This is a genomic window from Thioclava arctica (assembly GCF_040892615.1).
GTDB classification, from domain to species: Bacteria; Pseudomonadota; Alphaproteobacteria; order Rhodobacterales; family Rhodobacteraceae; genus Thioclava; species Thioclava arctica.
In genome coordinates, this window is the sequence record NZ_JBFRYC010000002.1 from 387,187 (window position 1) to 412,549 (window position 25,363).

Sequence of the window (25,363 nt, forward strand, 5' to 3'; positions counted from 1 at the left end):
TTTCGCACAGTGCGGCGCCACTGCGGCCAAGACCCCGAGGGACCCCCGTCCCTCAAAGCCATGAAAATTTGCGCGGATGGCCTGTAAGCCGGATTCTGTCCAAGGGTTGCCCCTCTGGATGACCATTCCTCTCGCCCTGTCGTTGCCAACAGGGTCCAGCCGCCAACCCGGATCGCTCGGGGCGAAGTTCCCCTGCCGTCACCCGTTGCCGGGGCGGCGCACGATCCCTATTCGGCGTTGCTCCCGGTGGGGCTTGCCATGCCAGGACTGTTACCAGCCCCGCGGTGGGCTCTTACCCCACCGTTTCACCCTTACCCACAAGATCCGCCGAGGCGAACCGATTGGGCGGTATCTTTTCTGTGGCGCTTTCCGTCGGGTTGCCCCGCCCGGGCGTTACCCGGCACCGTCACTTCATGGAGTCCGGACTTTCCTCGAGCACCCAGCTGTCCGCAGAAACGGAGCTATGGGCACTCGCGGTCATCCGGCCATCCGCGCATCGTTGCAGATAGGCAATCACATGCGGCGGGTCAATCGCCTAGGCGCGCGCGGCCCGCGTTTCACGTGCCAACAGGACCAGCGTGATCAGGCACAACAGCGCAACCACGGCGGCAAAGCCGATCGCGCTGGCGTAAAGCCCAAAGACCGCGCTGGCCATGCCAACCCCGACCACCGGCAGTGACAGCGCAACATAGGACACCGTGAAAAAGGTCGAGGTGACGGCAGCGCGTTCGTCAACGGGCGCGGCTTGCGCGACCCGGCCCAGCCCGGCACGCAGCACCAACCCGTTCCCCACACCCGCAATCATCGCCCCAACGAAAATCACCGATAGTTGCGCCAACCCAAGCCCGGCGCCCAAGACCAACACCCCCGTCAACAGCAGACCGACCCCGATGGGCAAGCGACGATGCGCCGGAAAGAGCGGCAACAACATCTGTCCCAGCACCGCCATCAGCAGAAAAGAGGCCACATCCAACCCGACCAGAATCGCGCTGTGACGCCCCAAAACCTCGCCTAGAAACGCGGGCGACACGGCCGTGAAGAACCCAGCCACCATGAAACCGGCAAAGGCCGCCGTGGCTGCGGGCACAAAGACCGGACGGACCTCGGGCGGCACTTCGAGACGCTGCATCTGCAGCCGTGGATGCGCGGGTTTGTTGACGGTTTCCGGCGCGATCAAGATCAGCACGGCACCGATCACGGCCAGTCCCAGATGGCTAAGGTAGGGCGTAACCAGCGGGTCAGACACGTCTTGCAAGATAAGCGCCGCAAATAGCGGCCCCAGCCCCAACCCGCCCAGATTGGCCGCAACGGCCACCAGCGGGCCATGCGCGCGCCAGCGCTCTGGCATCAGCTCGATCACCGACACCGTCGCAGCACCCGTGTAAATCCCCGCAGACATCCCCGAGATCAACCGCCCCAGCAACAGCCAACTCAGCCCGTCGGCCTGCGCCAAGATCACGTCGCTCAGCGCCGCACAGCCCAGCCCTGCCAGCAGCATCGGCCGTCGCCCGATCTGATCCGACCAGCGCCCCATGCCCAAAAGCGCCCCGATCACCCCCACCGCATAGACTGCAAAAATCACCGTGATCAGCGGCTCGGAAAACCCAAAACCCTGCCGATAGAGCGGATAAAGCGGGGTTGGCACCGTGGTGCCCAGCATCACCACGAAAAATGCGAATACCGTGCCCGGCAGGCCCAAAACATGGCGTAATCTGGAAGCGGCGTGAAACGACGTCATACGAAAGGGTCTCCGGGCAGTTGGGCAATCGGGCAAGCGCGACGCGCGCCGTCACGAGCGCTCCACTTGGCGCGGCGAAGCGGCGCGGCCATTCACGAATGAGTGAGCGCCCTGCGCGGTTTTTGTTGCAATTCGCAAGCGCTTTGCCAAGGCTGTAGGTTCAGAATGTGAAAGGGAGAGTCACATGATTAAGGGAGGAACCCGCCTCGGGCTTGCGCTCGCGGCGACACTATGGGCCTTGCCGGTCTTTGCCGAGCAAAAGGTCGCCATTCAGGTCGATGAAGCCGACCCGAAAGTGATGAATATCGCGCTCAATAACGCCGCGAATATCATCAAATATTATGAGGAGAAGGGTGAGAAGATAAGCGTCGAGATCGTCACCTATGGCCCCGGCCTGAACATGCTGCGCTCGGACACGTCGCCGGTGAAGGCGCGCATCGAGGAAATGGCGATGACCGATCAGCCGATCCATTTCCGCGCCTGCGCCAACACGATTGCGGGAATGACGCGAAAACTGGGCAAGGCGCCGCCGCTGGTAGACGAGGCCGAAGTCGTGCCCTCGGGCGCGGTCTATCTGATGGAGCTTCAAGGTCAGGGCTACGCGTATTTGCGCCCCTGAGCGACCAAGCGCGAAAATACAAAAGAGAGGGGCGCGCGCGCAGTCTGCGCCCCTTTTTGCGGACCAGAATTCCCAAGTGATGGGCGCACAGCAACGCGTTAGCAATTATTAGCGCCTCTTCAACACTTCGTTGATATCAATGGGCATGGCAGCGTAACTTACTGTCAGTGAACAGAAACATCCTTGCATGAGCGTTCGAGCAGGATCGTCTCAGATGACTGACAGAGTCGTCACGACCAAATTTGTAACTGTCGCATCGCTAGCCTGCGCCTTTTCACCCATGTCCGCATTTGCCCAAGATAACGCTTGGCGGCAACCTGATGCGCACCCGTCTTTCGGGGGGCGGCAGTCATATTGATCTCGATATGATTGGCGTCGCTGGCGCCTATCAGTTCAACGATCAATGGGCGGGGTTTGGGGGCGTTCCGCGCACCAAGATCAGCACGCTCAACGCCAAGGCAACGACCTTTGGTCTCGGCGTGAGCGATGAGATTGCATCGCTGATCAAATTCAACTCCATCGCGTCGCTGGAATACGCCCGCACCAAAGCCGATCTGGGCGGTGGAAGCGCCTCGCTGAACACGGTGCGCCTTGGCGTGCCCCTCCCGTTCGGTCAGGCGACGGGAAAAGTGCCGCTGAACAGCGTGGCGGATTCGATCTTGAACCCGACCCACAGCGCGCTGCCCTCAACCGTTCTCAGCGCGTTCTAAGACGGCTAATACGCAACAGCGAAAGGCCGCAGGCGTCAACCTCCGGCCTTTTTCATTTGGGACATGGCTGCCCGGCGGCGCCTAGCTCGCGCGCCACGCCCCACCATCATCGCCAAAGCGCATCGCAAGATCCGCGACCAGCGCCATGTCGGTGGCATCAAGCGGCCCCTGATAGCGCGGACGAAAGCGCAGCCGAAAGGCGGGCAGCAGCGTCTCGATCCCCAGATCGCCATAGCCAAAATTTTGCGCCAAGGCGCAAAACGTGTCGGCATTGGGCGCAGGTGCATTGCGCGGCTCGGGCCAGATCGACAGGCCCTGACGCGACAAACGCTGCCAATCGAACCGTGAACCGGGATCGATCTTGCGCCCCGGCGACATATCGGAATGGCCGATGATATTTTCAGGCGGGATCGCCCAGCGCGCCATGATAGCGCCTAGCACACCCTCAAGCGCGGCCATTTGTGGTTCGGGAAAAGGGCGTTCGCCAAGATTGTCCAACTCGATCCCGATCGAGCGGGAATTCACATCGTCACAGCCGCGCCATTGCCCTGCCCCGGCATGCCAGGCGCGCATCTCTTCGGGCACCAGTTGCTCGGCCTGCCCATCACTGCCGATCAGCCAATGCGCCGAAACTTCGGCCTCGGGCAGGCATAGCCGCGTGCGCGCCGAGCCAAAACTGGGCATCGCGGTGTAATGGATCACCACCAGCTCCGGGCGCGCGCCGCCCCGCCGCTCACCGAAATTGGGTGAGGGCAGCGCGCAGATCACTGGCGGGCGGCCTGAAACGGTGTCGGATCCCAGCCACAGGCAAATCCATCGCCGTCGGGATCAAGGTTTAGCTTGTCGCGCTGCGGCCCGCCCGACGACAGAAACGCAATCTGCGCCTGGTCGGCCGAGATATATTTCGCGCAGGCTTTGTCCGTCGAGGTCAGGTGAATTCCGCCGCGTTTATAGACCGACTGGCCCGGACGGTTGGACACCGACAGCGCATAAGCCGCAAGATTTGGCCCAGACGCATCATTATCCAAGATCGGTTGCGCAGCTACGGGCGCAGGCGTGGCAGGCAGGCTTGACGCCGTTGTGCTAGACCCGCTTGTCGCGTTCATTGTATCGCCGCTCGGCGCCGTCTGTTGCAACGCCGCCATCGCATCCGCGCCAATCGTGTCCCCGGCCGTCCTCGACATCGCGGGGGCGGGCACGCTTGGATTATTCCCAATCGTGCCCGTCGCATCAATCGAGGGGGCCGAAAGCGCATCGGTCGTGCCCGGCATCGCCGTGCCCGTCGCATTGAGGGGCGCGCCATTGGGCGAGGGGTTGGTGCCCGGCTCGCCCGGCATCACGCCTTGGGCAGTGGGCGGCACGATCGGCTGACCGCGCAACTGCGCCTCGCGCTGTGACTCGGGGCCAGAATCGGGGATTGAGGACACACAGCCCGCAAGGGCCACAACGCCACCAAGAACAGCCAAAGCACGCATCATATTACCACCATTTTTTCGGTTTCGCGGCAAAGCCTGCCGCCTGTTCCAAAACGTAGGCGTGGTTCAAAAGTTCCCCTTCTTCCCACGGACGTCCGATCAATTGCAGCCCCAGCGGCAAGCCCTTGGCATCCAGCCCACAGGGAACCGAAATGCCCGGCAGGCCAGCAAGATTCACGGTCACGGTGAACACATCATTGAGATACATCGCGACCGGATCAGCATCCGCCATCTCGCCCAGACCAAAGGCCGACGAGGGCGTGGCGGGCGTCAGGATCGCGTCGATCCCTTGGGCAAAGACTTGCTCGAAATCGCGTTTAATCAGGGCACGCACCTTGCGGGCGCGGTTGTAATAGGCGTCGTAAAAGCCCGCGCTCAGCACATAGGTGCCGATCATCACGCGGCGCTGAACCTCGGCGCCAAAGCCCTCGGCGCGGGTTTTTTCATACATGTCGGTGATGCCTTCGCCCGCCGCCAGCTTGGCGCGGTGGCCATAGCGCACCCCATCATAGCGCGCGAGGTTCGAGGAGGCCTCGGCAGGAGCTACGACATAATAGGCGGGCAGCGCGTATTTCGTGTGCGGCAACGAGATATCGACAATCTCGGCGCCGGCATCTTTCAGCATCGCGATCCCGTTTTCCCAGAGCTTTTCGATCTCGGCGGGCATGCCCTCAAGGCGATATTCTTTGGGGATACCGATCTTCTTGCCGCGAATATCGCCCGTCAACATCGCTTCGAAATCAGGAACGGCGATCTCGGTCGAGGTCGAATCCTTGGGGTCATGGCTGCACATCGTGCCCAGCATGATCGCGGCATCGCGCACCGATTTCGTCATCGGCCCGGCCTGATCGAGGCTAGACGCAAACGCCACCACACCCCAGCGCGACACACGCCCATAAGTCGGCTTGATGCCCACGATGCCGGTGAAGGCCGCAGGCTGGCGGATTGAACCGCCAGTATCGGTGCCCGTTGCTGCCAGACAAAGATCCGCCGCCACAGCCGCCGCCGAGCCACCCGAAGAGCCGCCCGGCGTCAACTGACGGTCATCGACCTTCCACGGGTTCACAACCGGGCCATAGCAGGCGGATTCGTTGCTCGAGCCCATCGCGAACTCGTCCATGTTGAGCTTGCCCAACATCACCGCGCCCACATCCCACAGGTTCTGCGTCACGGTCGATTCGTATTCCGGCTTGAACCCTTCGAGGATGTGTGAGGCTGCCTGCGTTGCGACACCCTTGGTCGCGAACAGGTCCTTGATCCCCAGCGGGATGCCGCACATCGCAGGCGCATCGCCCGACTTGATCCGCGCATCGGCGGCCTTAGCCTGCTCCAGCGCGATCTCGGGGGTTTTGTGCACGAACGCATTCAGCGCCCCTGCCCCTTCGATCTCGCCCAGACAGGCCTCGGTCAGCTCCACCGAGGTCAGATCGCCCTTGGCCAGCGCATCGCGCGCGGTGGAAATGGTCAGTTTGTTCAGGCTCATTCGACCACCTTCGGCACGGCAAAGAAACCCTCGCGGGCATCGGGCGCGTTTTTCAGAATTTTCTCGGGATAGCCGCCATCGGTGACCACATCTTCGCGCCGCTTCAGGCGCATCGGCGTCACCGAGGTCATCGGCTCCACCCCCTCAACGTCAACTTCGTTGAGCTGCTCCATGAAGGTCAGGATGTTGGACAGCTCGGATGCAAGCGCAGGAAGGTGGTCTTCGGGCACCCGGATTCGGGCCAGATGCGCCACCTTGCGCGCGGTGTCGATATCAATGGACATTGGGTTACTCCGCTACTCTTGGATCGCGGTTTAGCCCGTGCATCAGCCGCTTTCAAGCGCCCCGCCCGATTGTGAGCGTCCGTCCCCCTATCCGGCGCGGATTTACGCCCTAGACTTGGGGAAGACACAAAGGAGGACCAATGATGAAACTGACCTGGCTTGGCCATTCCGGCTTTCGTATCGAGACGGGCGACGCGGTGATCCTGCTGGACCCGTTCCTGACCGGCTCGCCCGTCTTTCCCGATGACAAACGCGGCGAGGCGATCAAAGGCGCGACCCATATCTTACTGACCCACGGCCATGGCGATCACGCATCGGATGCGGTGCCAATCGCCAAGGAATTGAGCATCCCGATCTATTGCATCCATGAACTGTCGATCATCCTCGGGGCTGAGGGCGCTGAGGTTGTGGGCTTTGGCAAGGGCGGCACGGTCGATATTGGCGGCGCAAAGGTGACGATGGTGAATGCGACCCATTCGGCCTCGATCGACTATAAGGGCGGCGATCCGATCTATGCCGGACAGCCCGCAGGCTTCATGATCGCGGCGGAAGATCACACGATCTATGTCAGCGGCGACACCGACATCATGGCCGATATGGAATGGATGGGCGAGCTGCACCAACCCGATATCGGCATCCTCGCGGCGGGTGGTCATTACACGATGAACATGGAGCGCGCGGCATGGGCGGCCAAGAAATACTTTGATTTCAAGACCGTGATCCCCTGCCATTACAAGACATTCGGCCTGCTGGAGCAATCGGCCCAGCCGCTGATCGACGGGCTGGCGGGTGTAAACGTGATCGAACCCGAAATCCTCAAACCGATCGAAATCTAAACAAAGGCGCGACCGGGCGGCAAGCGATCGCTTGAAGCCCGCCGCCCGGCGCGCTAGATTTTGGCTCTAGAGGAGGGGCAGTATGTCCGATTTGCTGACGTTCAAGGAAATGTGCGAGCGCTTCGACGTAACGCCGCGCACCTTGCGCTATTACGAGTATATCGAGCTTCTAAGCCCACAAAAGGAAGGCCGCTCGCGCTTTTATGGTCCGCGTGAGATTGCCCGCATGACGCTGATCCTGCGCGGCCGCCGCTTTGGTTTTTCTCTAGAAGAGTCGCGGCAATGGCTGCAAATCTATGATCAAAAGGGCACGCAGGAACAAAATCGCGTCTGGATCGAATTGGCCGATCGCCAGCTCGGCATTCTCCGCGCGCAACGCGATGAGCTGGACAGCGCGATCGAAGATCTCCGACAATTGCGTGATCAGGGCTCGCCCCCCCTTGATTCTTGACTTCAAAATGCATTCCTTAGCGTCAGCACGCATGAGAAATCTCAAGCGGGCTTAATAATAAGTTTCGCATTCGGCGAAAGAATATTTCTTGACCGAATGGTTAAAAGTTCCTGACATTACGTCACCAAATTCGTGACGCGACGTTACGGTGACGTGCGCGTCAAGAAGTCTTGTAATGTAGGGGCAGTCGTATGATTTGCCCCTGCATTACGCTAAGGAAACACGGGGCTGAGAGCATGACCGAAGACGAAGTTTTGACGATCCGCGAGATGTGTGACGCGTTCAATGTAACGCCGCGCACCCTGCGGTTCTACGAAAGCAAGGAGTTGCTGTTCCCAATCCGTGAGGGTCAGAAACGGCTGTTTACGCGGCGTGATCGCGCAAGGCTGAAACTGATCCTGCGCGGCAAGCGTTTCGGCTTTAGCCTGGAGGATATCCGCCAGCTGCTGGATCTTTACGAAATGGGCGATCAGCAAAAGACGCAGCTGCACGAGACGATTAAAGTCGCGCAGCAAAGAATGTCGGAGATGTCGCGCCAACGGGATGAGTTGGGGCAAGCCATTTCCGAACTGGCCGAGCAGATCAGCTGGGCAGAGAAACAACTGGATAAGGCGCGCCACACCGACGCGGCCTGATCCGCGACTGACGAAAAACCGGGAGGACGCCATGCCGAATTTCACCGCCAACACCAAGGACATGCAGTTCGTGCTGCAAGAGGTTCTGAAGATCTCGCAGACCGATATTCCGGGCTATGAGGACATGGAGCCCGATTTCACCGAGGCCGTGCTTGATGCCGCCGGTAAGGTCAGCGCCGAAGTGCTCGCCCCGCTCAATGAAGTTGGCGACAAGGAAGGCTGCGTGCTGGAGAACGGCATGGTCCGCACGCCCAAGGGCTTTGACAAGGCCTTTGCCGCGATGAAAGACGGCGGCTGGACCGCGCTGGATTGCGACCCCGAATATGGCGGTCAGGGCATGCCTTATGTGCTCAACTGCGCGGTGGGCGAGATGTTCGTGTCCGCCAACATGGCGTTCAACATGTATCAGGGCCTGACGCATGGCGCCTACTCGGCGATCCACACGCATGGCACGGACGCGCAGAAATCCACCTATCTGCCCAAGATGGTCACCTGTGACTGGACCGGCACGATGAACCTGACCGAGCCCCATTGCGGCACCGATCTGGGTCTCATGCGCACCAAGGCAGAGCCGCAGGACGATGGCTCTTATCTGATCACCGGCACCAAGATCTTCATCTCGGCGGGCGATCATGACCTCTCGGATAACGTGATCCATCTGGTGCTGGCCAAGGCACCGGGCGGTGGTGAGGGCACCAAAGGTGTGTCGCTGTTCATCGTGCCGAAGTTCCTCGTGAATGACGATGGTTCCCTGGGCGAGCGCAACGCGGTTTCCGTGGGCAAGCTCGAAGAGAAGATGGGCATCCACGGCAACGCCACTTGCGTGATGAACTACGACAGCGCCAAGGGCTGGCTGCTGGGCGATCTGCACAAGGGCATGCGCGCGATGTTCACGATGATGAACGAGGCGCGTCTGGGCGTGGGCCTGCAAGGCTACGCCGTGGCCGAGGCCGCCTATCAAGAGGCCGTGGCCTATGCCAAGGATCGTCTGCAAGGCCGCGCCGTCACCGGGGCCGAGGCCCCTGACAAGGCCGCCGATCCGATCATCGTGCACCCCGATGTGCGCCGGATGCTGATGGATCAGAAAAGCTTTGTTGAGGGCGCGCGTGCGTTCACCTTCTGGGGCGCGCATCTGATTGACCGCGTGCACAAGGCGGGTGACAAAGACGCTGACGGGCTGATCTCGCTGATGACGCCGGTGATCAAGGGCTTCCTGACCGACAAGGGCTTTGAGACCGCAGTGCAGGCCCAGCAGGTGTTCGGCGGCCACGGCTATACCGAAGATTGGCCGATGTCGCAGCATGTGCGCGACGCCCGCATCGCGATGATCTATGAGGGCGCGAACGGCATTCAGGCGCTCGATCTGGTGGGCCGCAAGCTCGCTCAGGACGGTGGCAAGCATGTCATGGCCTTCTTTGAGATGGTCAAGGCCGAGTGCAAGTCGCATGACGGCGATGAGCGCATGAAGCCCTTCACCGATGCGCTGAAAGTGGCCAGCAAACAGCTTCAGGCGGCGGGCATGTTCTTTATGCAAAGCGGCATGAAGAACCCCAACGCGGCGCTGTCGGGCAGCTATGACTTCATGCATCTGATGGGCCATGTCTGCCTTGGCCTGATGTGGACGCGGATGGCAAAAGCCGCCAATGTCGCGCTGGACAATGGGGCGACCGATACCGCGTTCTACGAGGGCAAGATCGCCACCGGCCGCTACTACATGGCGCGCCAACTGCCCGCCTGCGCGATGCACCTGGCCCGCATCGAAACAGGGGCCGAAACGGTGATGGCGCTGGCCGAAGATCAGTTCTGATCCCAAGCGAACCAAGACCTAAGACGGCGGGCTTTGGCCCGCCGTTTTCAGATCGATCACCAGCATGTGCGGTGAAGTGTCCGGCCGGGCGATTGTGTCAGCCCGGGCGCGCGCTACCCTAGCCTCAATTCGACTCATGAGGTTGCCATGTATCTGGGCACAGCTGAAACCAATCGCCGCTATGCGGTCGCGCTGTCTGAACTGCGCGCGCGCGGCGTGATTCACGGCCCCCGCCCGCTGCTTGCGCGGGTGATGGCAGCGCTTGGCCTGGAGCCGCGTCCGGGCCCGTATCTGAGCTGTCGGCAAACCCTGCTGATTTATACCATCGGCTTTGCCATCGCCCGTCTTGTCGTTGATCCGCTGCTAAGCTGGACGACAGGATTGTCCTTCGGTGTGCATATCGTCGGGCTGGTGCTGAGCGCGCTGTTTTTCGGCTCCATCGTGGCGGGTCTGCAAATCTGGCGTCAGCATAAATTGGGCCTGAGCGCCTGGGATCAGCTTTAGACGCGACGGCCCCATAGCCACGCCCCAAGCCCATGGCCACGCCCCAAGATTATGCTAAACTGTGGCGGCACAGCTTCGGAGCGCCAGATGATGCCTCAAAATCCGACTTTTCCAACAGCGCGTGGCGGCTGCCAATGCGGTGCGATCCGATTCACCGTGTCCGAAGGCCCCGCCAAAGCCGGTCTTTGCCATTGCCGGATGTGCCAGCGCGCCACCGGAAATGCCTTTGCGCCGCTTTTCGAGGTGCCCGGTGCGCGGGTCGAATGGCAGGGCGAGACGCCACGCGAATGGGCCTCGTCCAACATCTCTGTGCGCGGGTTTTGCCCGACCTGCGGCACGCCGCTCTATTTGCGGACGGGCGACACGATAGAAATCATGGCGGGCTGCTTTGCCCCCGATTTCCCCTATCAACCGTGCGACCAAGGCGGGATCGAGGCAAAGGTGGGCTGGCTCGACCAGCTAAGCCACCTGCCCGCACATGACACTTATCCCGATCTGATCGCACAGGTCGTTTCGAACCAAGCCCCCGAGGAGCGCGGATGACCAAACGCCTGAAACTGACCCGCCGCTTTCCCGTCGCCATGACAAACGATGCTTATCGTCGCCTCAACCGCTTTGCTCAAGAAGCCGAGATCACGCCGGACGAGGCCTTGACCTTCCTCTTTGAACATTTCAATTCGGTGACCCATCAAGAGAACCTCACCCACAGGTTGCGGCTGTTCAAGGCGGAATTGCCAGAGCGCAAAGCCTAGGCGCGAAAGGTCCGATATGCCTCGTCTGCTTCTTGCAACTGCGCTTTGTCTCGCGACCAGCCTGCCTGCCCTTGCCTTCGATGCGTCAGATCGCAATGCGATCACCCAAGAGGCGGCGGGTTTCGTGCGCGCGGTGCAAGACAAGAACTATGACGTGTTTTTTGACACCGTGCCGCCAAAGATGATGCGCGCCCTTGCCTCGCAATCGGGCGTGGGGGTCGATGCGCTGGAAGGCCAGATGGAAACGCAGATTAAAAAGGCGATGGCCCCCGTGGTGATCGACAGTTTCTCCATGGATGTCGCCGCGATGCAAAGCGGGCAAACCAAGGCGGGGCGCGCCTATGCGACAATCCCGACCACCTCGGTTCTGGAACTGCCCGCACGCGGCAAGCTGCGGCGCGACGACACCACTTTGGCGCTGCAAGACAATGCCGAATGGTATCTGATCCGCCTCGACAGCCCCACGCAGCTTCGCCTGTTGCGCAAAACCTACCCGGATTTTCAGGGTATTACCTTTCCCAAAGCCACGGAAGTGGTGGTGCAATAGGTCGGCCAGTTCACCTTCATTTCACCTTTCGCAACGGAACGTCGCGCGCGCTCTCGCGTTAGACGCGACGTCGTGATGGAATGACGTTGCGGCGAAACGCCTGCAAGGGGCTTACGTTCGCGTCACTTAATCGCCAGATTATGGGCAGACGAGGGGGAGGTCGCATGACCGCAAAACTGTATTGCTTTGGAGAATCGGGCAACGCCTACAAGGCGGCGCTGACGATGGAGCTGGCCGGCTATGACTGGCAGCCGCACTATGTCGACTTCTTTAACGGCGAGTCGCGCAGCCCAGAGTTTCGCGCGCTCAACGAGATGGGCGAGGCCCCTGTTTTCGTCGAGGGCGATCTGACGCTCACACAATCCAGCCTGATCCAGCTACATATCGCGGAAAAAACCGGCAAGTTTCTGGCCGATGACCGCAATGAAATGATGCGCTGGCTGTTCTGGGACGCTCAGAAAGGGTCAGGCCAGCAAGGCAGCTTGCGGTTCTTGATGAACTTCCTGCCCGAGGACAAGCGCCCGACCGAGGCGATCAAATGGCTCAAGGGGCGGGTGCTCGCCGCGCTGGCCACACTTGAAACCCATCTTGAAGGCCGCGACTGGATCGTGGGCACTACCCCGTCAATCGCCGATTTCGCCTGCTGCGGCTATCTCTACTACCCCGAGCCTTTCGGCTTCGAGCGTAAAGATTTCCCCAATATCGACCGTTGGTTAGACAGCATCTCTGCCCTGCCCGGTTGGAAACACCCCTATGATTTGATGCCCGGCAATCCGTCTGACCGGGCGTGAGGAGGAACCATGACAGACGCCTATATTTATGACGCAGCACGCACCCCGCGTGGCAAGGGCCGCAAGGATGGATCGCTGCACGAGGTCACCTCGGTGGCGCTTTCGGCGCGGTTGCTGAACGCCATCAAAGAGCGCAACGGCCTTGAGGGCCACGCGGTCGAAGACGTGATCTGGGGCAATGCCACGCAGGTCATGGAACAGGGCGGTTGTCTTGCGCGCTCGGCAGTCTTGCTGAGCGATCTTGATGAACGCATCCCCGGCCTGTCGATCAACCGCTTTTGCGCTTCGGCGATGGAGGCCGTGAACCTCGCTGCCAACCAGATCAAGGGCGGCGCTGGCAATGGCTATATCGCGGGCGGCGTCGAGATGATGAGCCGCGTTGCGATGGGCTCGGACGGGGCGGCGATCGCCGTTGACCCGCAGCTGGCGATGAAAACCTATTTCGTCCCGCAGGGTATTTCGGCTGACATTATCGCCACCGAATACGGATTTAGCCGCGAAGACGTAGACGCGCTGGGTGTTGAAAGCCAGCGTCGCGCCATTGAGGCGATCAAGGACAACCGTTTTGCCAAATCGATCGTGCCAGTTCTCGATCAGAACGGCTTGGTCATTCTTGATCACGACGAATTCCCGCGTCCGGGCACCACGATGGAAACCTTGGGCGCGCTGAAACCGAGCTTCAAGGATATGGGCGAGGTAATGCCGGGCTTCGATAAAATCGCGATGCTGAAATACCCACATCTCGATCACATCAACCACGTCCACCATGCGGGCAACTCCTCGGGCATCGTGGATGGTGCCTCGGCGATCCTGATTGGCAACAAGGAATTCGGCGAGGCGCATGGCCTCAAGCCGCGCGCCCGCATCCGCGCCACCGCCAAGATCGGCACCGATCCCACGATCATGCTGACTGGCCCCGTGCCAGTCACCGAGAAGATCCTGAAAGACAGCGGCATGTCGATTTCCGACATCGACCTGTTCGAGGTCAACGAGGCCTTCGCCGCCGTCGTGCTGCGCTTCATGCAGTTCTTCAATGTCGATGCGAGCAAGGTGAACGTGAACGGCGGCGCGATCGCGCTGGGTCACCCGCTGGGCGCGACAGGCGCAATCATCATCGGCACGCTTCTGGATGAACTGGAACGGCGCGACCTGAGCACTGGTCTGGCAACGCTTTGCGTGGCCTCCGGCATGGGTGCGGCCACCATCATCGAGCGCGTGTGAGGGAGGGACAAATGGCTGATTTCAAATACGAACTGGGCAGCGACGGCGTTGCCATCATCACTTGGGACGTGCCCGAGAAATCGATGAACGTGATGAGCATGGAGGGGTTCAAACTCCTCGATAGCTTCATCGACACCGCGCTGGCCGATGACGCCTGCAAGGGCGTGGTCATCACCTCGGGCAAGCCCGATTTTGCGGGCGGGATGGATCTCAATGTCATCGCGCAGATGCGCGAAGGCGGCGCGCAGGCGATCTTTGATGGCGTGATGAGCATGCACCACGTCCTGCGTAAGATTGAGCGCGCCGGGATGGACCCGAAGACCAACAAAGGCGGCAAGCCGATTGCAGCCGCCCTACCCGGCACTGCGCTCGGGATCGGGCTGGAGCTGCCGCTCTCGACCCATCGCATCTTTGCCGCCGACAATCCCAAGGCCAAGATCGGCCTGCCCGAAATCATGGTCGGTATCTTCCCCGGCGGTGGCGGCACGACCCGTCTCGCGCGCAAGCTTGGTGCGATGGTCGCGGCCCCCTTCCTGCTGGAAGGCAAGCTGTCTGACCCGAAAAAGGCCAAAGCTGCTGGCCTGATCGACGAAGTGGTCGATGATCCGGTCGCGGCTGCGAAAGACTGGGTCTTGAATGCCAAGGACGCCGATCTGGTGAAACCTTGGGATGCCAAGGGCTACAAAATGCCCGGCGGCGCGCCCTATCACCCGGCGGGTTTCATGACCTTTGTCGGGGCTTCCGCGATGGTGCATGGCAAGACCGCAGGCGTCTACCCTGCCGCCAAGGCGCTGTTGTCCGCGGTTTACGAGGGCGCGCTGGTGCCCTTTGATCAGGCCATCAAGATTGAGGCGCGCTGGTTCACCAATGTGCTGCTTAACCCGTCCTCGACGGCGATGATCCGGTCGCTCTTCATCAACAAGGGCGCGCTGGAAAAAGGCGCGAACCGTCCTGACGCCCCCGATCAGACCGTGAAAAAGGTCGGCATTCTGGGTGCGGGCATGATGGGGGCAGGGATTGCCTATGTCAGCGCCGTGGCCGGTATCGAAGTCGTGCTGATCGACAACGCCCAAGAGGCCGCCGATCGCGGGAAATCCTATTCCGAGGGCATTCTCGACAAGGGGATTTCGCGCAAGAAGGTCACCGAAGAGAAGAAAGCCCAAGTGCTGGGCCGCATCACCGCGACCACGGATTACGCCGCCCTTGAGGGCTGCGATCTGATCGTCGAGGCGGTGTTCGAGGATATGGGCGTCAAGGCCGAGGTCACCAAGAAGACCGAAGCCGTGATCCCGTCGGATGCGATCTTCGCTACCAACACCTCGACCCTGCCGATCACCGAGCTGGCCAAGGCCAGCGCACGTCCCGAGCAGTTCATCGGCATTCACTTCTTCTCGCCGGTGGACAAAATGCTGCTGGTCGAGATCATCAAGGGGGCGAAAACCGGGCCGGTGGCCGTGGCCAAGGCGCTCGATTTCGTGCGCCAGATCCGCAAGACGCCGATCGTCGTGAACGATGCGCGCTTCTTCTATGCCAACCGCTGCATCATTCCCTATATCAACGAAGGTATTCGGATGCTGGCAGAGGGCGTGAACCCGACGCTGGTTGAACATGCCGCGACACAGGTGGGTCTGCCGCTGGGGCCGCTGCAACTGGTGGATGAGACCTCGATTGATCTGGGCGTCAAAATCGCCAAGGCGACCAAAGCAGCGATGGGCGATGCCTACCCGGATGGGGCCGTCGATGATGTGCTGTTCTGGATGGCCGATCAGGGCCGGATGGGGCGCAAATCCAATGCGGGCTTTTACGAGTATGACGACAAGGGCAAGCGTCAGGGCCTTTGGTCCGGGCTCGATGCCAAATTCCCGCGCGCCGATGAGCAGCCTGATGTGCATCACGTCCAGCACCGCTTGCTGATGGCGCAGGTTCTCGAGGCCGTGCGCGCGTTTGAACAAGGCGTGCTGGAAGATATCCGCGAGGGAGACGTGGGCGCGATCCTTGGCTGGGGCTTTGCGCCATGGTCGGGTGGCCCGTTCTCTTGGCTCGATATCCTTGGCGCGGGGAAAGCGGTCGAGATTTGCGACGCGCTGACCGCCCAATACGGTGCGCGCTTTGAGGCTCCGGCCCTGCTGCGCGACATCGCCGCCAAGGGCGACACGTTCTATGGCCGCTTTGGCAAAGGTCAGGCTGCGAAAGCCGCCTGATCGCGACACGACAGACCGGGGCAAGGCGCGGTTCCCTGCTATTGCCCGGGTCAATATGAAGCGCCGGGGTCTGCAAAGGCCCCGGCGTTTTCATGCCGCCAAACCCGCAAACGCAAACCGCCGCGCCCATTTCAGGGCGCGGCGGCTTTGACTATCGGAAAAGCGGAGCGTTTATTCAGCGGCGTAAGCGTAGCTTTGGGCAATCATATCTTCGGCGATCATCTCCGCCACGATCGAGCGCGCCATTTCCAACGGCAGAGCCTCATACATTGCGGGGGTCGGCGCGATCATCGCATTCAAGCTCCCCGCATCAACCGAGCTGCAATGGATCATGCTGGTGCCATTGGCGTAGATCACCTCGTCGCGGGCAAATTCCAGCACGACAATTTCAACCTTTTGGTGCGGCGTGATGCGGTCAATTCCGCGATAGCCCTCAAGGGCGGCCGCCTGGACTAGTGCAAAGGGGTCGCCAAACACCGCCTCGGCCATATCGCTTTCGACAAGAACGGTTTGCTCGGGCAGCAAAAGCATCGCGGAGGCATTGCCCAACGCGCCGACGGGAACGGCGAGCGGTTGCAAATGACGCGGGCAGGAATTCGAACCAAGCCAAAACTGCGTGCGCTTGACGGCCACCACCGGGCGCGCGCCGTGATCGAAGGTCATCACCATGTCGCCCGCCACGATCCCCTCGACCGGGCGCCAGCCCATCTCGGTCGCAATCCGCGTGCCCGCCACAATCCCCCCGCTCTGGTTCACACCCGAGGCATGGCCCGAGGCGTTCGAAAAAATCTCGTCGAATTCGACAGCGTCGTTCCAAGCACTAGCGGCAGATGCGAACATATCCGTCTTCCTTCTGAAAAACCCCGAAGGGGGCGTTTGCCGATGCGTTCAGTCCAAGCGATTCCCGAGATGTTTCGTGGGCGAGAAAACGGCGCAACAAAGGCATTGCGGCGAAGATCTGAACAGTTCAGGCAACATTCGCGTGATTGCTGCTTTAGAGGGTGCAATCAGCCACTTATTCGCTAACGGATTAAAAAGAATACCCAAAGCGCGCGATGTCAGGTGCGCAAAGCCGAGCGACGAGCGCATGATCGGCGTCGCTGTAATAGCGCCGCCAGTCGCGTACCCGGCTTGATTCATTGGCCCTTGCAAAGGGGGTAATGGCGAAACCCAGATGCGCCTCTAGGGGCGCGGCGTCTTGTTCGACATGCTCAAGGCGAAGGAACAGATCGCATCGCTCGGCCCCGTCCGGCCCGCGCATATAGCTACCATAGGGCGCCGCCGCGATCGACGTCTGCATCTGCGGAGCCGCCAAAAACCCCGAGAAATCCTGCGCCTTGGCCAGCGTCACCGCCGGGTGGTCAAAGCTTTGCACGCGCAGCCAGTGATAATAGCTCACCAACCGATCCCACGGATTGCGCACCAGCGTGAAGGTGAAATAGCTGTGTGCCTCAGACGCGTCATACAGCCCGATCCCATCCGCCAGCGTGCTGTGCTTCCACAACCGCCCCGCCGTTTGCGCCCCCGCCAGCCGCCCCTTGCGGCGGCGCGCCTTGGGCGTATCCCCGATCAGGATATCGTCGGCCATGGCGCGCGCCTCCAGCGCCAGCGCCAGCGCCGTGCCCCCCGTCTTGGGGATATGAACAAAGATATAGCGGCGGCCATGCGAGACGATCATAGGCGCAACTCTAGTGGCAAGTGTGATCGACGAAAAGCGCCACGCCCCCTTCACATTCCTGCGCGAGAGGCAATAAATGCGCAAGGATATTACCGGAGGAGGATTGCATGGGCTGGCTTGCCGACGAAACAGGGCTGGAGAAATGCGCGGCGAACTATGTTGCGCTGACGCCCTTGTCCCATCTGAACCGCGCCCTCGAGGTCTTTCCCGAACGCACCGCGCTGATCTACGGGACACGCCAGCTGTCTTACGTCGATTACCACGCGCGCGTCAGCCAGCTTGCCTCGGCGCTCAGGGCGCGCGGGATTGAGCCGGGCGATGTGGTGGCCACGCTGCTGCCAAACACCCTGCCCCAGGTCGAGGCCCATTTCGGCGTGCCCGCCTGCGGGGCGATCCTGAATGCGATCAACACCCGGCTCGATGTGGCAACCATCGCCTATATCTTTGAACATGGCGGCGCGAAAATCGTGCTGTGCGACACCGCGTTTTTGCCGCTTGCCGAAGAGGCGCTCAAGGCGATGTCCGGTCCCGCACCCCAGATCATTGAGGTCGCCGACCCCGAGCACGGATTCGAGCCGACCGACCATTATCTGGAATACGAGGATCTGCTGGCCAAAGGCGACCCGCTATTTGACTGGATCATGCCGCAGGATGAATGGGAGAGCATCGCGCTCAACTATACTTCAGGCACGACGGGGCGCCCCAAGGGCGTTGTCTATCACCATCGCGGCGCGCATCTGTCCACCATTGGCAATATGATCGCGTGGCGGATGCAGCTTTACCCGGTGCTGCTGACCATCGTGCCGCTGTTTCACTGCAATAGCTGGACCCATGCCTGGATGGTGCCGATGCTGGGGGGCACGGTGGTGTGCTGTCGCGATGTCACCGCAAAAGCGATCTATGACGCGATCGCCGATCATGGCGTGAGCCATTTCGGCGGCGCGCCGATCGTTCTCAACACCATCGTCAACGCCAAAGAATCCGACCGCCGCGCCTTTGATCATACCGTCGAGGTGTTCACCGCAGGCGCACCGCCCCCTGCCTCGACCCTCGCCGCGGTCGAACCGCTCGGCTTCAACGTCACGCAAACCTACGGGCTGACGGAAACCTACGGCCCCTCGGTCGAATGCACCTGGAAACCCGCATGGGAGAGCGCAGAGGCCGAGGAACGCGCCAGTCTCAAGGCGCGCACCGGCATGATGATGGCGATGATGGAGACGGTGACCGTGCATGATCACGGCAGTGAGGTGGCGCGCGATGCCTCGCATTTGGGCGAGATCGTGATGCGCGGCAATATGGTGATGAAGGGCTATTACAAAAATCCGCAAGCCACCCGCGAAGCGTTTGAGGGCGGCGTGTTCCATTCCGGCGATATCGCGTTTCTGCACGAAGACGGCTACATCAAGATCACGGATCGCGCGAAGGACATCATCATTTCGGGGGGCGAAAACGTCTCGTCGGTTGAGGTCGAGGGCGTGATCGCCGCCCATCCGGCCGTGTCGCTGGCCTCAGTCGTGGCCAAGCCGGACGAGAAATGGGGCGAGGTGCCCTGCGCGTTTGTCGAGCTCAAAGACGGGGCCGAGGCCACCGAGGCCGAGATCATCCAGTTCTGCCGCGAACGCCTTGCGGGTTTCAAGACACCCAAGCGCGTGATGTTTGCCGATCTGCCCAAGACATCGACCGGCAAGATTCAGAAATTCGAACTGCGCGCCGTGGCCAAATTGCTGGATCAGGACCAAGGCTGAGCTTGGGCGCGGCGCGGAGTGGTCTGCGCCGCCAAACCCGACATCTGGCCAAACCCGGCATCTGATTGACGCATCGGCAGGATCGGCTATCCTGCACGTTAACAAGAGCAGTAACAGGTCCCAATGACCGCCCTAAGCGAATATGACCGTCTTGAAGCCGTGGGGCTTTGGCGCGCCGATCCTGAGGCGCAGCGCCGCGAGGTGATTGTATCGCTGGGCGATGCAAGCCTCGTGATTTCTGAAACCAAGGCGGGCGCGGCCCTGGCCCATTGGTCACTGCCCGCGATGATCCGGCGCAACCCGGGCGCGCACCCTGCGATTTACGCGCCATCTGAGGAGCCGGGCGAAAGCTTGGAGCTTGAAGATGAGGTGATGATCGCCGCGATCGAAAAGGTCCATGTGATCATCGAGTCCCATCGCCCCCATCCGGGCCGTTTGCGCTCATTCCTGATCGGCGGCGTTGTGCTGTGCGTTGGCGCAGCGGCGCTGTTCTGGCTGCCCGGCGCGCTGGTCGATCATGCCGCGCGCATCACCCCAATGGCCAAGCGGATCGAGATCGGGCGCAAACTTTTGGCGGAGCTCTCCACGATGACGGGCCAGCCCTGCGCGAGCCCACCCGGCGAACAGGCCCTCGCTGTCCTGTCCAAGCGCCTGCCCGGCCATGACACAATCGTCGTGCTGCCCGAGGCATTAAAGGGCGCGCGGTTACTACCCGGCAAGCTGGCCGTGATCGGGCGCAATACCATCGAGGGCCCCGACACCCCCGAGGTCGTTGCTGGCTATCTGATCTCGACAGAAGACGGGGCTGCCGGGCAATCGCCGCTCAAACAGATGCTGGGCGCGCTGGGACCGGCGGCGGCGTTGCGCCTGCTGACCACGGGCAATCTGCCCGATAGCGGCATCACCTCTTACGCTGAACAATTGCTGCGCGAGCAACCGATGCCGCCTGCCACCGACGGCTTGTTGCGCGCCTTTCGTACGGCCGGAGTTAGCTCTACCCCGTATGCCTACGCGCTTGATCCGACAGGAGAAACCGTTCTGGGCCTGATCGAGGCTGACCCGTTCAAGGGGGAGCCCTCACCGCGTCCCGTTCTGCCTGATGCACAATGGGTCGCGTTGCAAGACATCTGCACGGGGCGCTAACCCACGCATCCCGGTTACAAAAAAGGCGGCCCGCTTGGACCGCCGTTTTCATTTGTGTTGATGCCTGAGCCTAGCGCAGCAGCGCATCCCGAAACCCAGCGCTGCGCGCCGAGTTTAGTGCGTTTTGCAGGGCAGAGGGCGCGCTGAAGGGGCCTGCGTAAACCACCGTCAAACGGCCCGCACGCCCTGTCGCCACCGGAAGCCCAAGCGCGCGCAGCCGTGCCTTTGCAGCCGCAGCATTGCTGGGCACGCCAAAGCTGCCCACCTGCACGAACCGCTTGCCAGACCCTGCCGGCTGGCGCGTCGCGCTGGACGCGGGGGCCACCGTTTCCGCGGACATCCGCGCGCTGGCCACGGGCACATAGATCACCCGCTGCTGGGGCACGGCAACCATGCCCATCGGCGTCTTGGTATTCCAACGCTGCGCCATTTGCGCATCGCCCGACTGCGTGCGCGGCCCGCGATATGGGTTCAGACGCCCGTCTTCGAATGCGGGTTTCCAGCCACCCGGAGGTTCAGGCGAGGTCGTCACGACAGGCGCCACGCCCCCGACGCTGACCTCACGCGGGATTTTTTGCACCACAGGTTGCACCATGGCGACCTGTATACGCGTCGCACGCGTTTGCCCCCGAGCCGAGGCGGGTTGCGCCACCGCGCGCGGGGCTAGCGTCTTCACCGGGGAATAGGGCGGGTTTGGCGAGCGCGCCTCGGGCACCATATTCGAGGCAATCGTAGCTATCGGTGCCTTCACGGAGCGCCGACTGACCGTATTGCTGCGCATCACGGGCGCCGCCATTTTCGGCGCCGGGGCTGCTTTTGCAATCACGGTTTTGGGGGCTACAACCTTCGCAGGGGCCGCAACAGCGACCTTTTCGGCAGGCAAGCTGGGTTTAAAGCCGCAAATCGCCGTGCGATCGCGGTTGATCCGCGGCACCCACTTAGTGGCATCGCCATAGCCCGCGCGCACGAATACGCAGCCCGCGCTATCGACATATTGACGCCCTTTGAACGAAGCGGGTGGCGTTTCTTCGGGCGCATAGCTTTGCGCCATTGCCCCGCTTGCGCCCATCACCGCCCCAAAAAGCGCAGCCGTCAAAACCCCACCAAACCGCATGCATGCCCCCATGTCTAATAAGGCTGGAGGATGGCGGAGTCTTGACGGTGAGTAAAGGAAAAATGGCTTATTTTGTGCCAAACATCCGGTCACCCGCATCCCCTAGACCGGGCACGATATAGGCCTGATCATTCAGCTTTTCGTCAAGCGAGGCGGTGACGATCGGCACATCGGGGTGGGCCTCACGCATCCGCGCAACACCTTCGGGGGCGGCCAGCAGGCACAGGAAGCGGATATTCTTGGCCCCCTTCGCCTTGATCAGATCAATCGCCGCGACAGAGCTATTGCCCGTCGCCAGCATCGGATCGACCACAATCGTCAGGCGGTTTTCCAACTCATTGGGCAGCTTGCAGTAATATTCGACCGGTTGCAGCGTCTCGGGGTCGCGATACAGCCCGACAAAGCCCACCCGCGCCGCCGGGATCAGCTCCAGCACACCATCGAGCAACCCGTTACCTGCGCGCAAGATCGACACCAGCGCCAACTTTTTGCCCTCAAGAATGGGGGCCTCCATTTCGCACAAAGGCGTCTGGATCGTGCGGGTCGTCATCTCCAGCTCGCGGGTGATCTCATAGGCCAGCAGCAGGCTGATTTCGCGCAGCAATTGGCGAAAGGAATTGGTCGAAGTATCCTTGTCGCGCATCAAGGTCAGCTTGTGTTGCACTAGCGGGTGGTTCACCACGGTCAGATGATCAGTCATGTCTTGTCCCTCACGAAAAACGATTTGCCCGGACCTTGAGCCGGGATGTTGAGATGATCCGCGATCGACGCGGCGATATCGGTGAAAGCGATCTGGCCAATGCCGCGCGCGTCCTGCCCGGGCGCGCAAGCCAGAACCGGGACGCGTTCACGGGTGTGATCGTTGCCAGTCCAGGTCGGGTCATTGCCATGATCGGCGGTAAAGATCGCCAGATCGCCGGGGCGTAGCCGCGCCATGAACGCGTCTGCCACACCATCGAACCACTCCAGCGCGCGCGCATAGCCCGCCACGTCACGGCGATGGCCGAAAAGGCTGTCGAATTCAACGAAATTGGCGAAGGTCAGGCTGCCCTCTTCGGCCGTTTCGGCCAAGGTAATCAGGTGCTTGGCCAGATCGGCATCGCCCTTGCCCTTGTGCAGGTGGGTGACGCCGCGATGGCTGAAAATATCGCCGATCTTGCCAATCGCATGGGTCACCCGGCCCGCGTCATAAGCCCAGTCCAGCAGCGTCGGCGCAGGCGCAGCCATGGCAAAATCGCGCCGGTTCGGCGTGCGCGTGAACACACCGTTTTCGCCGATAAAGGGGCGCGCGATTACGCGGCCCACCTTCATACCATGCAGCGTCGGCGCTAGCCCCTCGCACAGCGCCAGAAGCCGGTCGAGACCGAAATGCTCTTCATGGGCGGCGATCTGAAACACGCTATCGGCCGAGGTGTAGCAGATCGGCCAGCCCGTGCGGATATGTTCGTCACCGAGTTCTTCGATGATATTGGTGCCCGAGGCGTGGCAATTGCCCAAGACCCCCTTGGTTCCCGCAATCTCGCAGGCCTTGGCCACCAATTCGGGCGGAAAGCTGTTGGTCTTGTCAGGGAAATAATGCCAGTCCCATGGCACTGGAACGCCCGCCATTTCCCAATGCCCCGAGGGCGTATCCTTGCCCGACGAGACCTCGGTTGCCGCGCCCCAAAGCCCCTGCGGCGCAGCATCCAGACCGGGTGCCGCCACGCCAGATGCCAGCGTGATCGCAGCCCCCAGGCCCAGCGCATCCAGATGAGGCAGCTTCAGCGCCCCTTCTCGGCCCTGATCGGCGCGGCCCTGCGCGCAGGCCTGCGCGATGTGGCCCACGGTATTGGCACCGGTATCGGGCGTGCCGTCATTGAAAAATCGATCCGCATCGGGTGCGCCGCCAATGCCGACGCTGTCCATGACGATCAAAAACGCCCGGCTCATGCCCCGATCCTTTCGTGAATTAGCGGAGGCTCTTCTGGGGGCTCGTCGCTGAAGTGATAGGCGGCGCGCAGGGCGGCTTCGGCGGCATCGGCATGCGCAGCGTCGCTGGCATGGATCAGCATCAGCGGATCGCCCTTCCCCATCGCCTCGCCAATCATGCGGATCTCTGACAGCCCCACCGAGGGGTTGATCTTGTCGCCCCCGACCAGCCGTCCGCCGCCCAGATGCACCACTGCCTCGCCCAGCGCGCGGGTGTCGATGCGCGCGATAAACCCATCCCGCGGCGCGTCCAGCGCGCGCACAACCGGGGCAGAGGGCAACCGGTCGGGGTAGCGCTCCACGAAATCTACGGGGCCCCCAAGGGCGGCCACCATTTTGCCGAAGATTTCCGCCGCGCGCCCCGTCTCAAGCGCATCGTCGATCCGCTCCGATCCTTCCTCGGCATCTGCCGCCAAGCCCGCCAGCACCAACGCCTCACCGCCCAGCGCCGCCGTGACATCCCATAACGCGCCGCTGACAGCCGTGCCGGTCAGCGTCTCCATCACCTCGATCACCTCAAGCGCATTGCCCGCGCACAGGCCAAGCGGCTGATTCATATCGGTGATCAGCGCAGTGGTCTTGCAGCCCGCGCCATTGGCGGTCTCAACCAGACTTTTCGCCAAGGCGCGCGCCTCATCTGCCGTGGCCATGAACGCGCCAGAGCCGACTTTGACATCGAGGATCAGCCCCTCCAGCCCGGCGGCGAGTTTTTTCGACAGGATAGAGGCAGTGATCAGATCAATGCTTTCGACCGTGCCCGAGATATCGCGAATGCCGTAAAGGCGCTTGTCGGCGGGCGCGATTTCCTCGGTCGCGCCGACAATAGCGCAGCCGACTTCGCCCACCACTTTGCGCAAAACCTCGATGCCGGGCAGCGCGCGATAGCCGGGGATCGTTTCCATCTTGTCCAATGTGCCGCCGGTATGGCCCAGCCCGCGCCCCGAGATCATCGGAACGTAGCAGCCACACGCCGCCAGCGCCGGAGCGAGTAGCAGCGATACGCTATCGCCCACTCCGCCGGTCGAATGCTTGTCGATCACCGGGCCGGGCATGTCCCATTGCAGAACTGAACCGCTGTCGCGCATCGCTTGCGTCAGCGCCACGCGGCCGGACGACCCGATCCCCTTGAGCAGCACGGCCATCGCAAAGGCCCCCGCCTGCGCATCCGACACCGCACCATCCGCAAGCCCACGCGCGAACCATGCCGCGCCCTCAGCCGATAGCCCATTCCCATCGCGCACCGCGCGGATGACCGAACGCGCATCCATCAGACGTTATCCATATGGCTCATGTCGAAACGCCCCGGCAGCAGCGCGCCCACCGAGGTATCCAGCCGCTCACCCGCAGTTGTCGCCAGCGTCACCGGCGTGTCATGGCGCGCAAATTCCGCCAGTTTCTGGCGACACCCGCCACAGGGCGGCACTGGACTCGGGCAATCGGCAATCACGGCCACTTCGATAATCTCGGTTTCCCCCGCCGCAATCATCGCGGCAATCGCCCCCGCCTCGGCGCAGGTGCCCTCGGGATAGGCCACATTCTCAACATTGACGCCGCGATAGATCGTGCCCGAGGCGCCGCGCACAGCCGCCCCCACCTTGAATTTGGAATAGGGGGCATAGGCGTTTTCGCGCACCTGACGCGCGGCATCGAGAAGCGACATG

The 25,363-nt window shown here is 61.8% G+C and carries 27 protein-coding genes and 1 other RNA gene; 15 read left to right on the forward strand and 13 right to left on the reverse strand.

Annotated elements, in window-relative coordinates:
• Positions 1-68: 68 nt before the first annotated feature.
• An RNA gene (gene rnpB / locus AB4874_RS04615) (RNase P RNA component class A) lies at positions 69-493 on the reverse strand.
• Positions 494-535: 42 nt separating this feature from the next.
• Entirely contained in the window at positions 536-1,738 is a 1,203-nt protein-coding gene (locus tag AB4874_RS04620) for an MFS transporter (protein WP_368391117.1), read from the reverse strand.
• Positions 1,739-1,922: 184 nt separating this feature from the next.
• Here AB4874_RS04620 and AB4874_RS04625 point away from each other — a divergent pair, with 184 nt between their 5' ends.
• Together AB4874_RS04625 and AB4874_RS04630 are read left to right on the forward strand one after the other, a co-directional pair.
• Positions 1,923-2,357 carry a DsrE family protein gene (locus AB4874_RS04625; protein WP_295532827.1) on the forward strand — a complete coding sequence of 145 codons (435 nt, stop codon included), beginning with the start codon at positions 1,923-1,925 and terminating at the stop codon, positions 2,355-2,357.
• Between the two features lie 320 nt (positions 2,358-2,677).
• Positions 2,678-3,067, forward strand: coding sequence for a hypothetical protein (locus AB4874_RS04630; protein ID WP_368391118.1), 390 nt, complete (start codon positions 2,678-2,680; stop codon positions 3,065-3,067).
• A gap of 81 nt (positions 3,068-3,148) precedes the next feature.
• Here the strand turns inward: AB4874_RS04630 and AB4874_RS04635 are convergent, their stop codons facing one another.
• The 4 genes from AB4874_RS04635 to gatC form a co-directional block, all read right to left on the reverse strand.
• A complete protein-coding gene (locus AB4874_RS04635) occupies positions 3,149-3,769 on the reverse strand; it encodes an N-acetylmuramoyl-L-alanine amidase (protein ID WP_497029711.1) in 621 nt (206 codons plus the stop codon).
• A gap of 62 nt (positions 3,770-3,831) precedes the next feature.
• On the reverse strand, positions 3,832-4,542 hold the full coding sequence (locus AB4874_RS04640; protein ID WP_368391119.1) for a hypothetical protein: 711 nt from the start codon (positions 4,540-4,542) through the stop codon (positions 3,832-3,834).
• A gap of 4 nt (positions 4,543-4,546) precedes the next feature.
• A complete protein-coding gene (gatA, locus tag AB4874_RS04645; protein WP_368391120.1) occupies positions 4,547-6,025 on the reverse strand; it encodes an Asp-tRNA(Asn)/Glu-tRNA(Gln) amidotransferase subunit GatA in 1,479 nt (492 codons plus the stop codon).
• The gene (gene gatC, locus AB4874_RS04650; protein WP_038131791.1) at positions 6,022-6,309 is read right to left on the reverse strand and encodes an Asp-tRNA(Asn)/Glu-tRNA(Gln) amidotransferase subunit GatC; all 288 of its coding nucleotides are present in this window, start codon (positions 6,307-6,309) and stop codon (positions 6,022-6,024) included. Before gatC ends, gatA begins: the two co-directional genes overlap by 4 nt.
• Before the next feature lie 143 nt (positions 6,310-6,452).
• Here gatC and AB4874_RS04655 point away from each other — a divergent pair, with 143 nt between their 5' ends.
• From AB4874_RS04655 to AB4874_RS04705, 11 genes are all read left to right on the forward strand, one after another.
• Entirely contained in the window at positions 6,453-7,145 is a 693-nt protein-coding gene (locus AB4874_RS04655; RefSeq protein ID WP_295532887.1) for a metal-dependent hydrolase, read from the forward strand.
• Positions 7,146-7,227: 82 nt separating this feature from the next.
• Positions 7,228-7,596 carry a MerR family transcriptional regulator gene (locus AB4874_RS04660; protein WP_295532832.1) on the forward strand — a complete coding sequence of 123 codons (369 nt, stop codon included), beginning with the start codon at positions 7,228-7,230 and terminating at the stop codon, positions 7,594-7,596.
• Between the two features lie 236 nt (positions 7,597-7,832).
• Positions 7,833-8,231: a MerR family transcriptional regulator gene (locus AB4874_RS04665; RefSeq protein WP_295532833.1), complete on the forward strand. Its 399-nt coding sequence runs from the start codon at positions 7,833-7,835 to the stop codon at positions 8,229-8,231.
• Between the two features lie 31 nt (positions 8,232-8,262).
• Positions 8,263-10,038: an acyl-CoA dehydrogenase C-terminal domain-containing protein gene (locus AB4874_RS04670; RefSeq protein WP_295532834.1), complete on the forward strand. Its 1,776-nt coding sequence runs from the start codon at positions 8,263-8,265 to the stop codon at positions 10,036-10,038.
• Between the two features lie 147 nt (positions 10,039-10,185).
• Positions 10,186-10,542 carry a DUF6404 family protein gene (locus AB4874_RS04675; protein ID WP_368391121.1) on the forward strand — a complete coding sequence of 119 codons (357 nt, stop codon included), beginning with the start codon at positions 10,186-10,188 and terminating at the stop codon, positions 10,540-10,542.
• 87 nt (positions 10,543-10,629) lie between these two features.
• Positions 10,630-11,085, forward strand: coding sequence for a GFA family protein (locus AB4874_RS04680; protein WP_368391122.1), 456 nt, complete (start codon positions 10,630-10,632; stop codon positions 11,083-11,085).
• Positions 11,082-11,294 (forward strand): hypothetical protein, encoded by a 213-nt coding sequence (locus AB4874_RS04685; RefSeq protein WP_295532837.1) that lies wholly within the window; start codon positions 11,082-11,084, stop codon positions 11,292-11,294. Before AB4874_RS04680 ends, AB4874_RS04685 begins: the two co-directional genes overlap by 4 nt.
• Positions 11,295-11,310: 16 nt before the next feature.
• Positions 11,311-11,841 carry a hypothetical protein gene (locus AB4874_RS04690; RefSeq protein ID WP_368391123.1) on the forward strand — a complete coding sequence of 177 codons (531 nt, stop codon included), beginning with the start codon at positions 11,311-11,313 and terminating at the stop codon, positions 11,839-11,841.
• 164 nt (positions 11,842-12,005) lie between these two features.
• Positions 12,006-12,632 (forward strand): glutathione S-transferase family protein, encoded by a 627-nt coding sequence (locus AB4874_RS04695; RefSeq protein WP_368391124.1) that lies wholly within the window; start codon positions 12,006-12,008, stop codon positions 12,630-12,632.
• A 9-nt stretch (positions 12,633-12,641) separates the two neighbouring features.
• On the forward strand, positions 12,642-13,853 hold the full coding sequence (locus AB4874_RS04700) for an acetyl-CoA C-acetyltransferase (protein ID WP_368391125.1): 1,212 nt from the start codon (positions 12,642-12,644) through the stop codon (positions 13,851-13,853).
• A gap of 11 nt (positions 13,854-13,864) precedes the next feature.
• Positions 13,865-16,054, forward strand: coding sequence for a 3-hydroxyacyl-CoA dehydrogenase NAD-binding domain-containing protein (locus AB4874_RS04705; protein ID WP_368391126.1), 2,190 nt, complete (start codon positions 13,865-13,867; stop codon positions 16,052-16,054).
• Between the two features lie 171 nt (positions 16,055-16,225).
• Here AB4874_RS04705 and AB4874_RS04710 read toward each other — a convergent pair whose 3' ends face one another.
• On the reverse strand, positions 16,226-16,894 hold the full coding sequence (locus AB4874_RS04710) for a Hint domain-containing protein (RefSeq protein ID WP_368391127.1): 669 nt from the start codon (positions 16,892-16,894) through the stop codon (positions 16,226-16,228).
• Positions 16,895-17,084: 190 nt separating this feature from the next.
• A complete protein-coding gene (locus AB4874_RS04715; protein ID WP_368391128.1) occupies positions 17,085-17,732 on the reverse strand; it encodes a sulfotransferase family 2 domain-containing protein in 648 nt (215 codons plus the stop codon).
• A gap of 107 nt (positions 17,733-17,839) precedes the next feature.
• Here AB4874_RS04715 and AB4874_RS04720 point away from each other — a divergent pair, with 107 nt between their 5' ends.
• Positions 17,840-19,477, forward strand: a complete 1,638-nt coding sequence (locus AB4874_RS04720) for an AMP-binding protein (protein WP_368391129.1) — start codon at positions 17,840-17,842, stop codon at positions 19,475-19,477.
• 123 nt (positions 19,478-19,600) lie between these two features.
• Entirely contained in the window at positions 19,601-20,620 is a 1,020-nt protein-coding gene (locus AB4874_RS04725) for a hypothetical protein (RefSeq protein WP_368391130.1), read from the forward strand.
• Positions 20,621-20,690: 70 nt separating this feature from the next.
• On the opposite strand, the gene AB4874_RS04730 is transcribed toward AB4874_RS04725, so the two are convergent.
• The 5 genes from AB4874_RS04730 to AB4874_RS04750 form a co-directional block, all read right to left on the reverse strand.
• Positions 20,691-21,734 (reverse strand): SPOR domain-containing protein, encoded by a 1,044-nt coding sequence (locus AB4874_RS04730; protein WP_368391131.1) that lies wholly within the window; start codon positions 21,732-21,734, stop codon positions 20,691-20,693.
• Between the two features lie 67 nt (positions 21,735-21,801).
• The gene (gene upp, locus AB4874_RS04735) at positions 21,802-22,434 is read right to left on the reverse strand and encodes a uracil phosphoribosyltransferase (protein ID WP_295532847.1); all 633 of its coding nucleotides are present in this window, start codon (positions 22,432-22,434) and stop codon (positions 21,802-21,804) included.
• On the reverse strand, positions 22,431-23,663 hold the full coding sequence (locus AB4874_RS04740; RefSeq protein ID WP_368391132.1) for a phosphopentomutase: 1,233 nt from the start codon (positions 23,661-23,663) through the stop codon (positions 22,431-22,433). Before AB4874_RS04740 ends, upp begins: the two co-directional genes overlap by 4 nt.
• The gene (locus AB4874_RS04745; protein WP_368391133.1) at positions 23,660-24,970 is read right to left on the reverse strand and encodes a thymidine phosphorylase; all 1,311 of its coding nucleotides are present in this window, start codon (positions 24,968-24,970) and stop codon (positions 23,660-23,662) included. Before AB4874_RS04745 ends, AB4874_RS04740 begins: the two co-directional genes overlap by 4 nt.
• Positions 24,970-25,362 (reverse strand): cytidine deaminase, encoded by a 393-nt coding sequence (locus AB4874_RS04750; RefSeq protein WP_295532850.1) that lies wholly within the window; start codon positions 25,360-25,362, stop codon positions 24,970-24,972. Before AB4874_RS04750 ends, AB4874_RS04745 begins: the two co-directional genes overlap by 1 nt.
• Position 25,363 lies beyond the last annotated feature (1 nt).

Coding starts and splice junctions, on each gene's coding strand:
- AB4874_RS04620 (WP_368391117.1), bottom strand. CDS start 1,738: ATGACGTCGTTTCACGCCGCTTCCAGATTACGCCATGTTTTGGGCCTG.
- AB4874_RS04625 (WP_295532827.1), top strand. CDS start 1,923: ATGATTAAGGGAGGAACCCGCCTCGGGCTTGCGCTCGCGGCGACACTA.
- AB4874_RS04630 (WP_368391118.1), top strand. CDS start 2,678: ATGCGCACCCGTCTTTCGGGGGGCGGCAGTCATATTGATCTCGATATG.
- AB4874_RS04640 (WP_368391119.1), bottom strand. CDS start 4,542: ATGCGTGCTTTGGCTGTTCTTGGTGGCGTTGTGGCCCTTGCGGGCTGT.
- gatA (WP_368391120.1), bottom strand. CDS start 6,025: ATGAGCCTGAACAAACTGACCATTTCCACCGCGCGCGATGCGCTGGCC.
- gatC (WP_038131791.1), bottom strand. CDS start 6,309: ATGTCCATTGATATCGACACCGCGCGCAAGGTGGCGCATCTGGCCCGA.
- AB4874_RS04655 (WP_295532887.1), top strand. CDS start 6,453: ATGAAACTGACCTGGCTTGGCCATTCCGGCTTTCGTATCGAGACGGGC.
- AB4874_RS04660 (WP_295532832.1), top strand. CDS start 7,228: ATGTCCGATTTGCTGACGTTCAAGGAAATGTGCGAGCGCTTCGACGTA.
- AB4874_RS04665 (WP_295532833.1), top strand. CDS start 7,833: ATGACCGAAGACGAAGTTTTGACGATCCGCGAGATGTGTGACGCGTTC.
- AB4874_RS04670 (WP_295532834.1), top strand. CDS start 8,263: ATGCCGAATTTCACCGCCAACACCAAGGACATGCAGTTCGTGCTGCAA.
- AB4874_RS04675 (WP_368391121.1), top strand. CDS start 10,186: ATGTATCTGGGCACAGCTGAAACCAATCGCCGCTATGCGGTCGCGCTG.
- AB4874_RS04680 (WP_368391122.1), top strand. CDS start 10,630: ATGATGCCTCAAAATCCGACTTTTCCAACAGCGCGTGGCGGCTGCCAA.
- AB4874_RS04685 (WP_295532837.1), top strand. CDS start 11,082: ATGACCAAACGCCTGAAACTGACCCGCCGCTTTCCCGTCGCCATGACA.
- AB4874_RS04690 (WP_368391123.1), top strand. CDS start 11,311: ATGCCTCGTCTGCTTCTTGCAACTGCGCTTTGTCTCGCGACCAGCCTG.
- AB4874_RS04695 (WP_368391124.1), top strand. CDS start 12,006: ATGACCGCAAAACTGTATTGCTTTGGAGAATCGGGCAACGCCTACAAG.
- AB4874_RS04700 (WP_368391125.1), top strand. CDS start 12,642: ATGACAGACGCCTATATTTATGACGCAGCACGCACCCCGCGTGGCAAG.
- AB4874_RS04705 (WP_368391126.1), top strand. CDS start 13,865: ATGGCTGATTTCAAATACGAACTGGGCAGCGACGGCGTTGCCATCATC.
- AB4874_RS04710 (WP_368391127.1), bottom strand. CDS start 16,894: ATGTTCGCATCTGCCGCTAGTGCTTGGAACGACGCTGTCGAATTCGAC.
- AB4874_RS04715 (WP_368391128.1), bottom strand. CDS start 17,732: ATGATCGTCTCGCATGGCCGCCGCTATATCTTTGTTCATATCCCCAAG.
- AB4874_RS04720 (WP_368391129.1), top strand. CDS start 17,840: ATGGGCTGGCTTGCCGACGAAACAGGGCTGGAGAAATGCGCGGCGAAC.
- AB4874_RS04725 (WP_368391130.1), top strand. CDS start 19,601: ATGACCGCCCTAAGCGAATATGACCGTCTTGAAGCCGTGGGGCTTTGG.
- AB4874_RS04730 (WP_368391131.1), bottom strand. CDS start 21,734: ATGCGGTTTGGTGGGGTTTTGACGGCTGCGCTTTTTGGGGCGGTGATG.
- upp (WP_295532847.1), bottom strand. CDS start 22,434: ATGACTGATCATCTGACCGTGGTGAACCACCCGCTAGTGCAACACAAG.
- AB4874_RS04740 (WP_368391132.1), bottom strand. CDS start 23,663: ATGAGCCGGGCGTTTTTGATCGTCATGGACAGCGTCGGCATTGGCGGC.
- AB4874_RS04745 (WP_368391133.1), bottom strand. CDS start 24,970: ATGGATGCGCGTTCGGTCATCCGCGCGGTGCGCGATGGGAATGGGCTA.
- AB4874_RS04750 (WP_295532850.1), bottom strand. CDS start 25,362: ATGTCGCTTCTCGATGCCGCGCGTCAGGTGCGCGAAAACGCCTATGCC.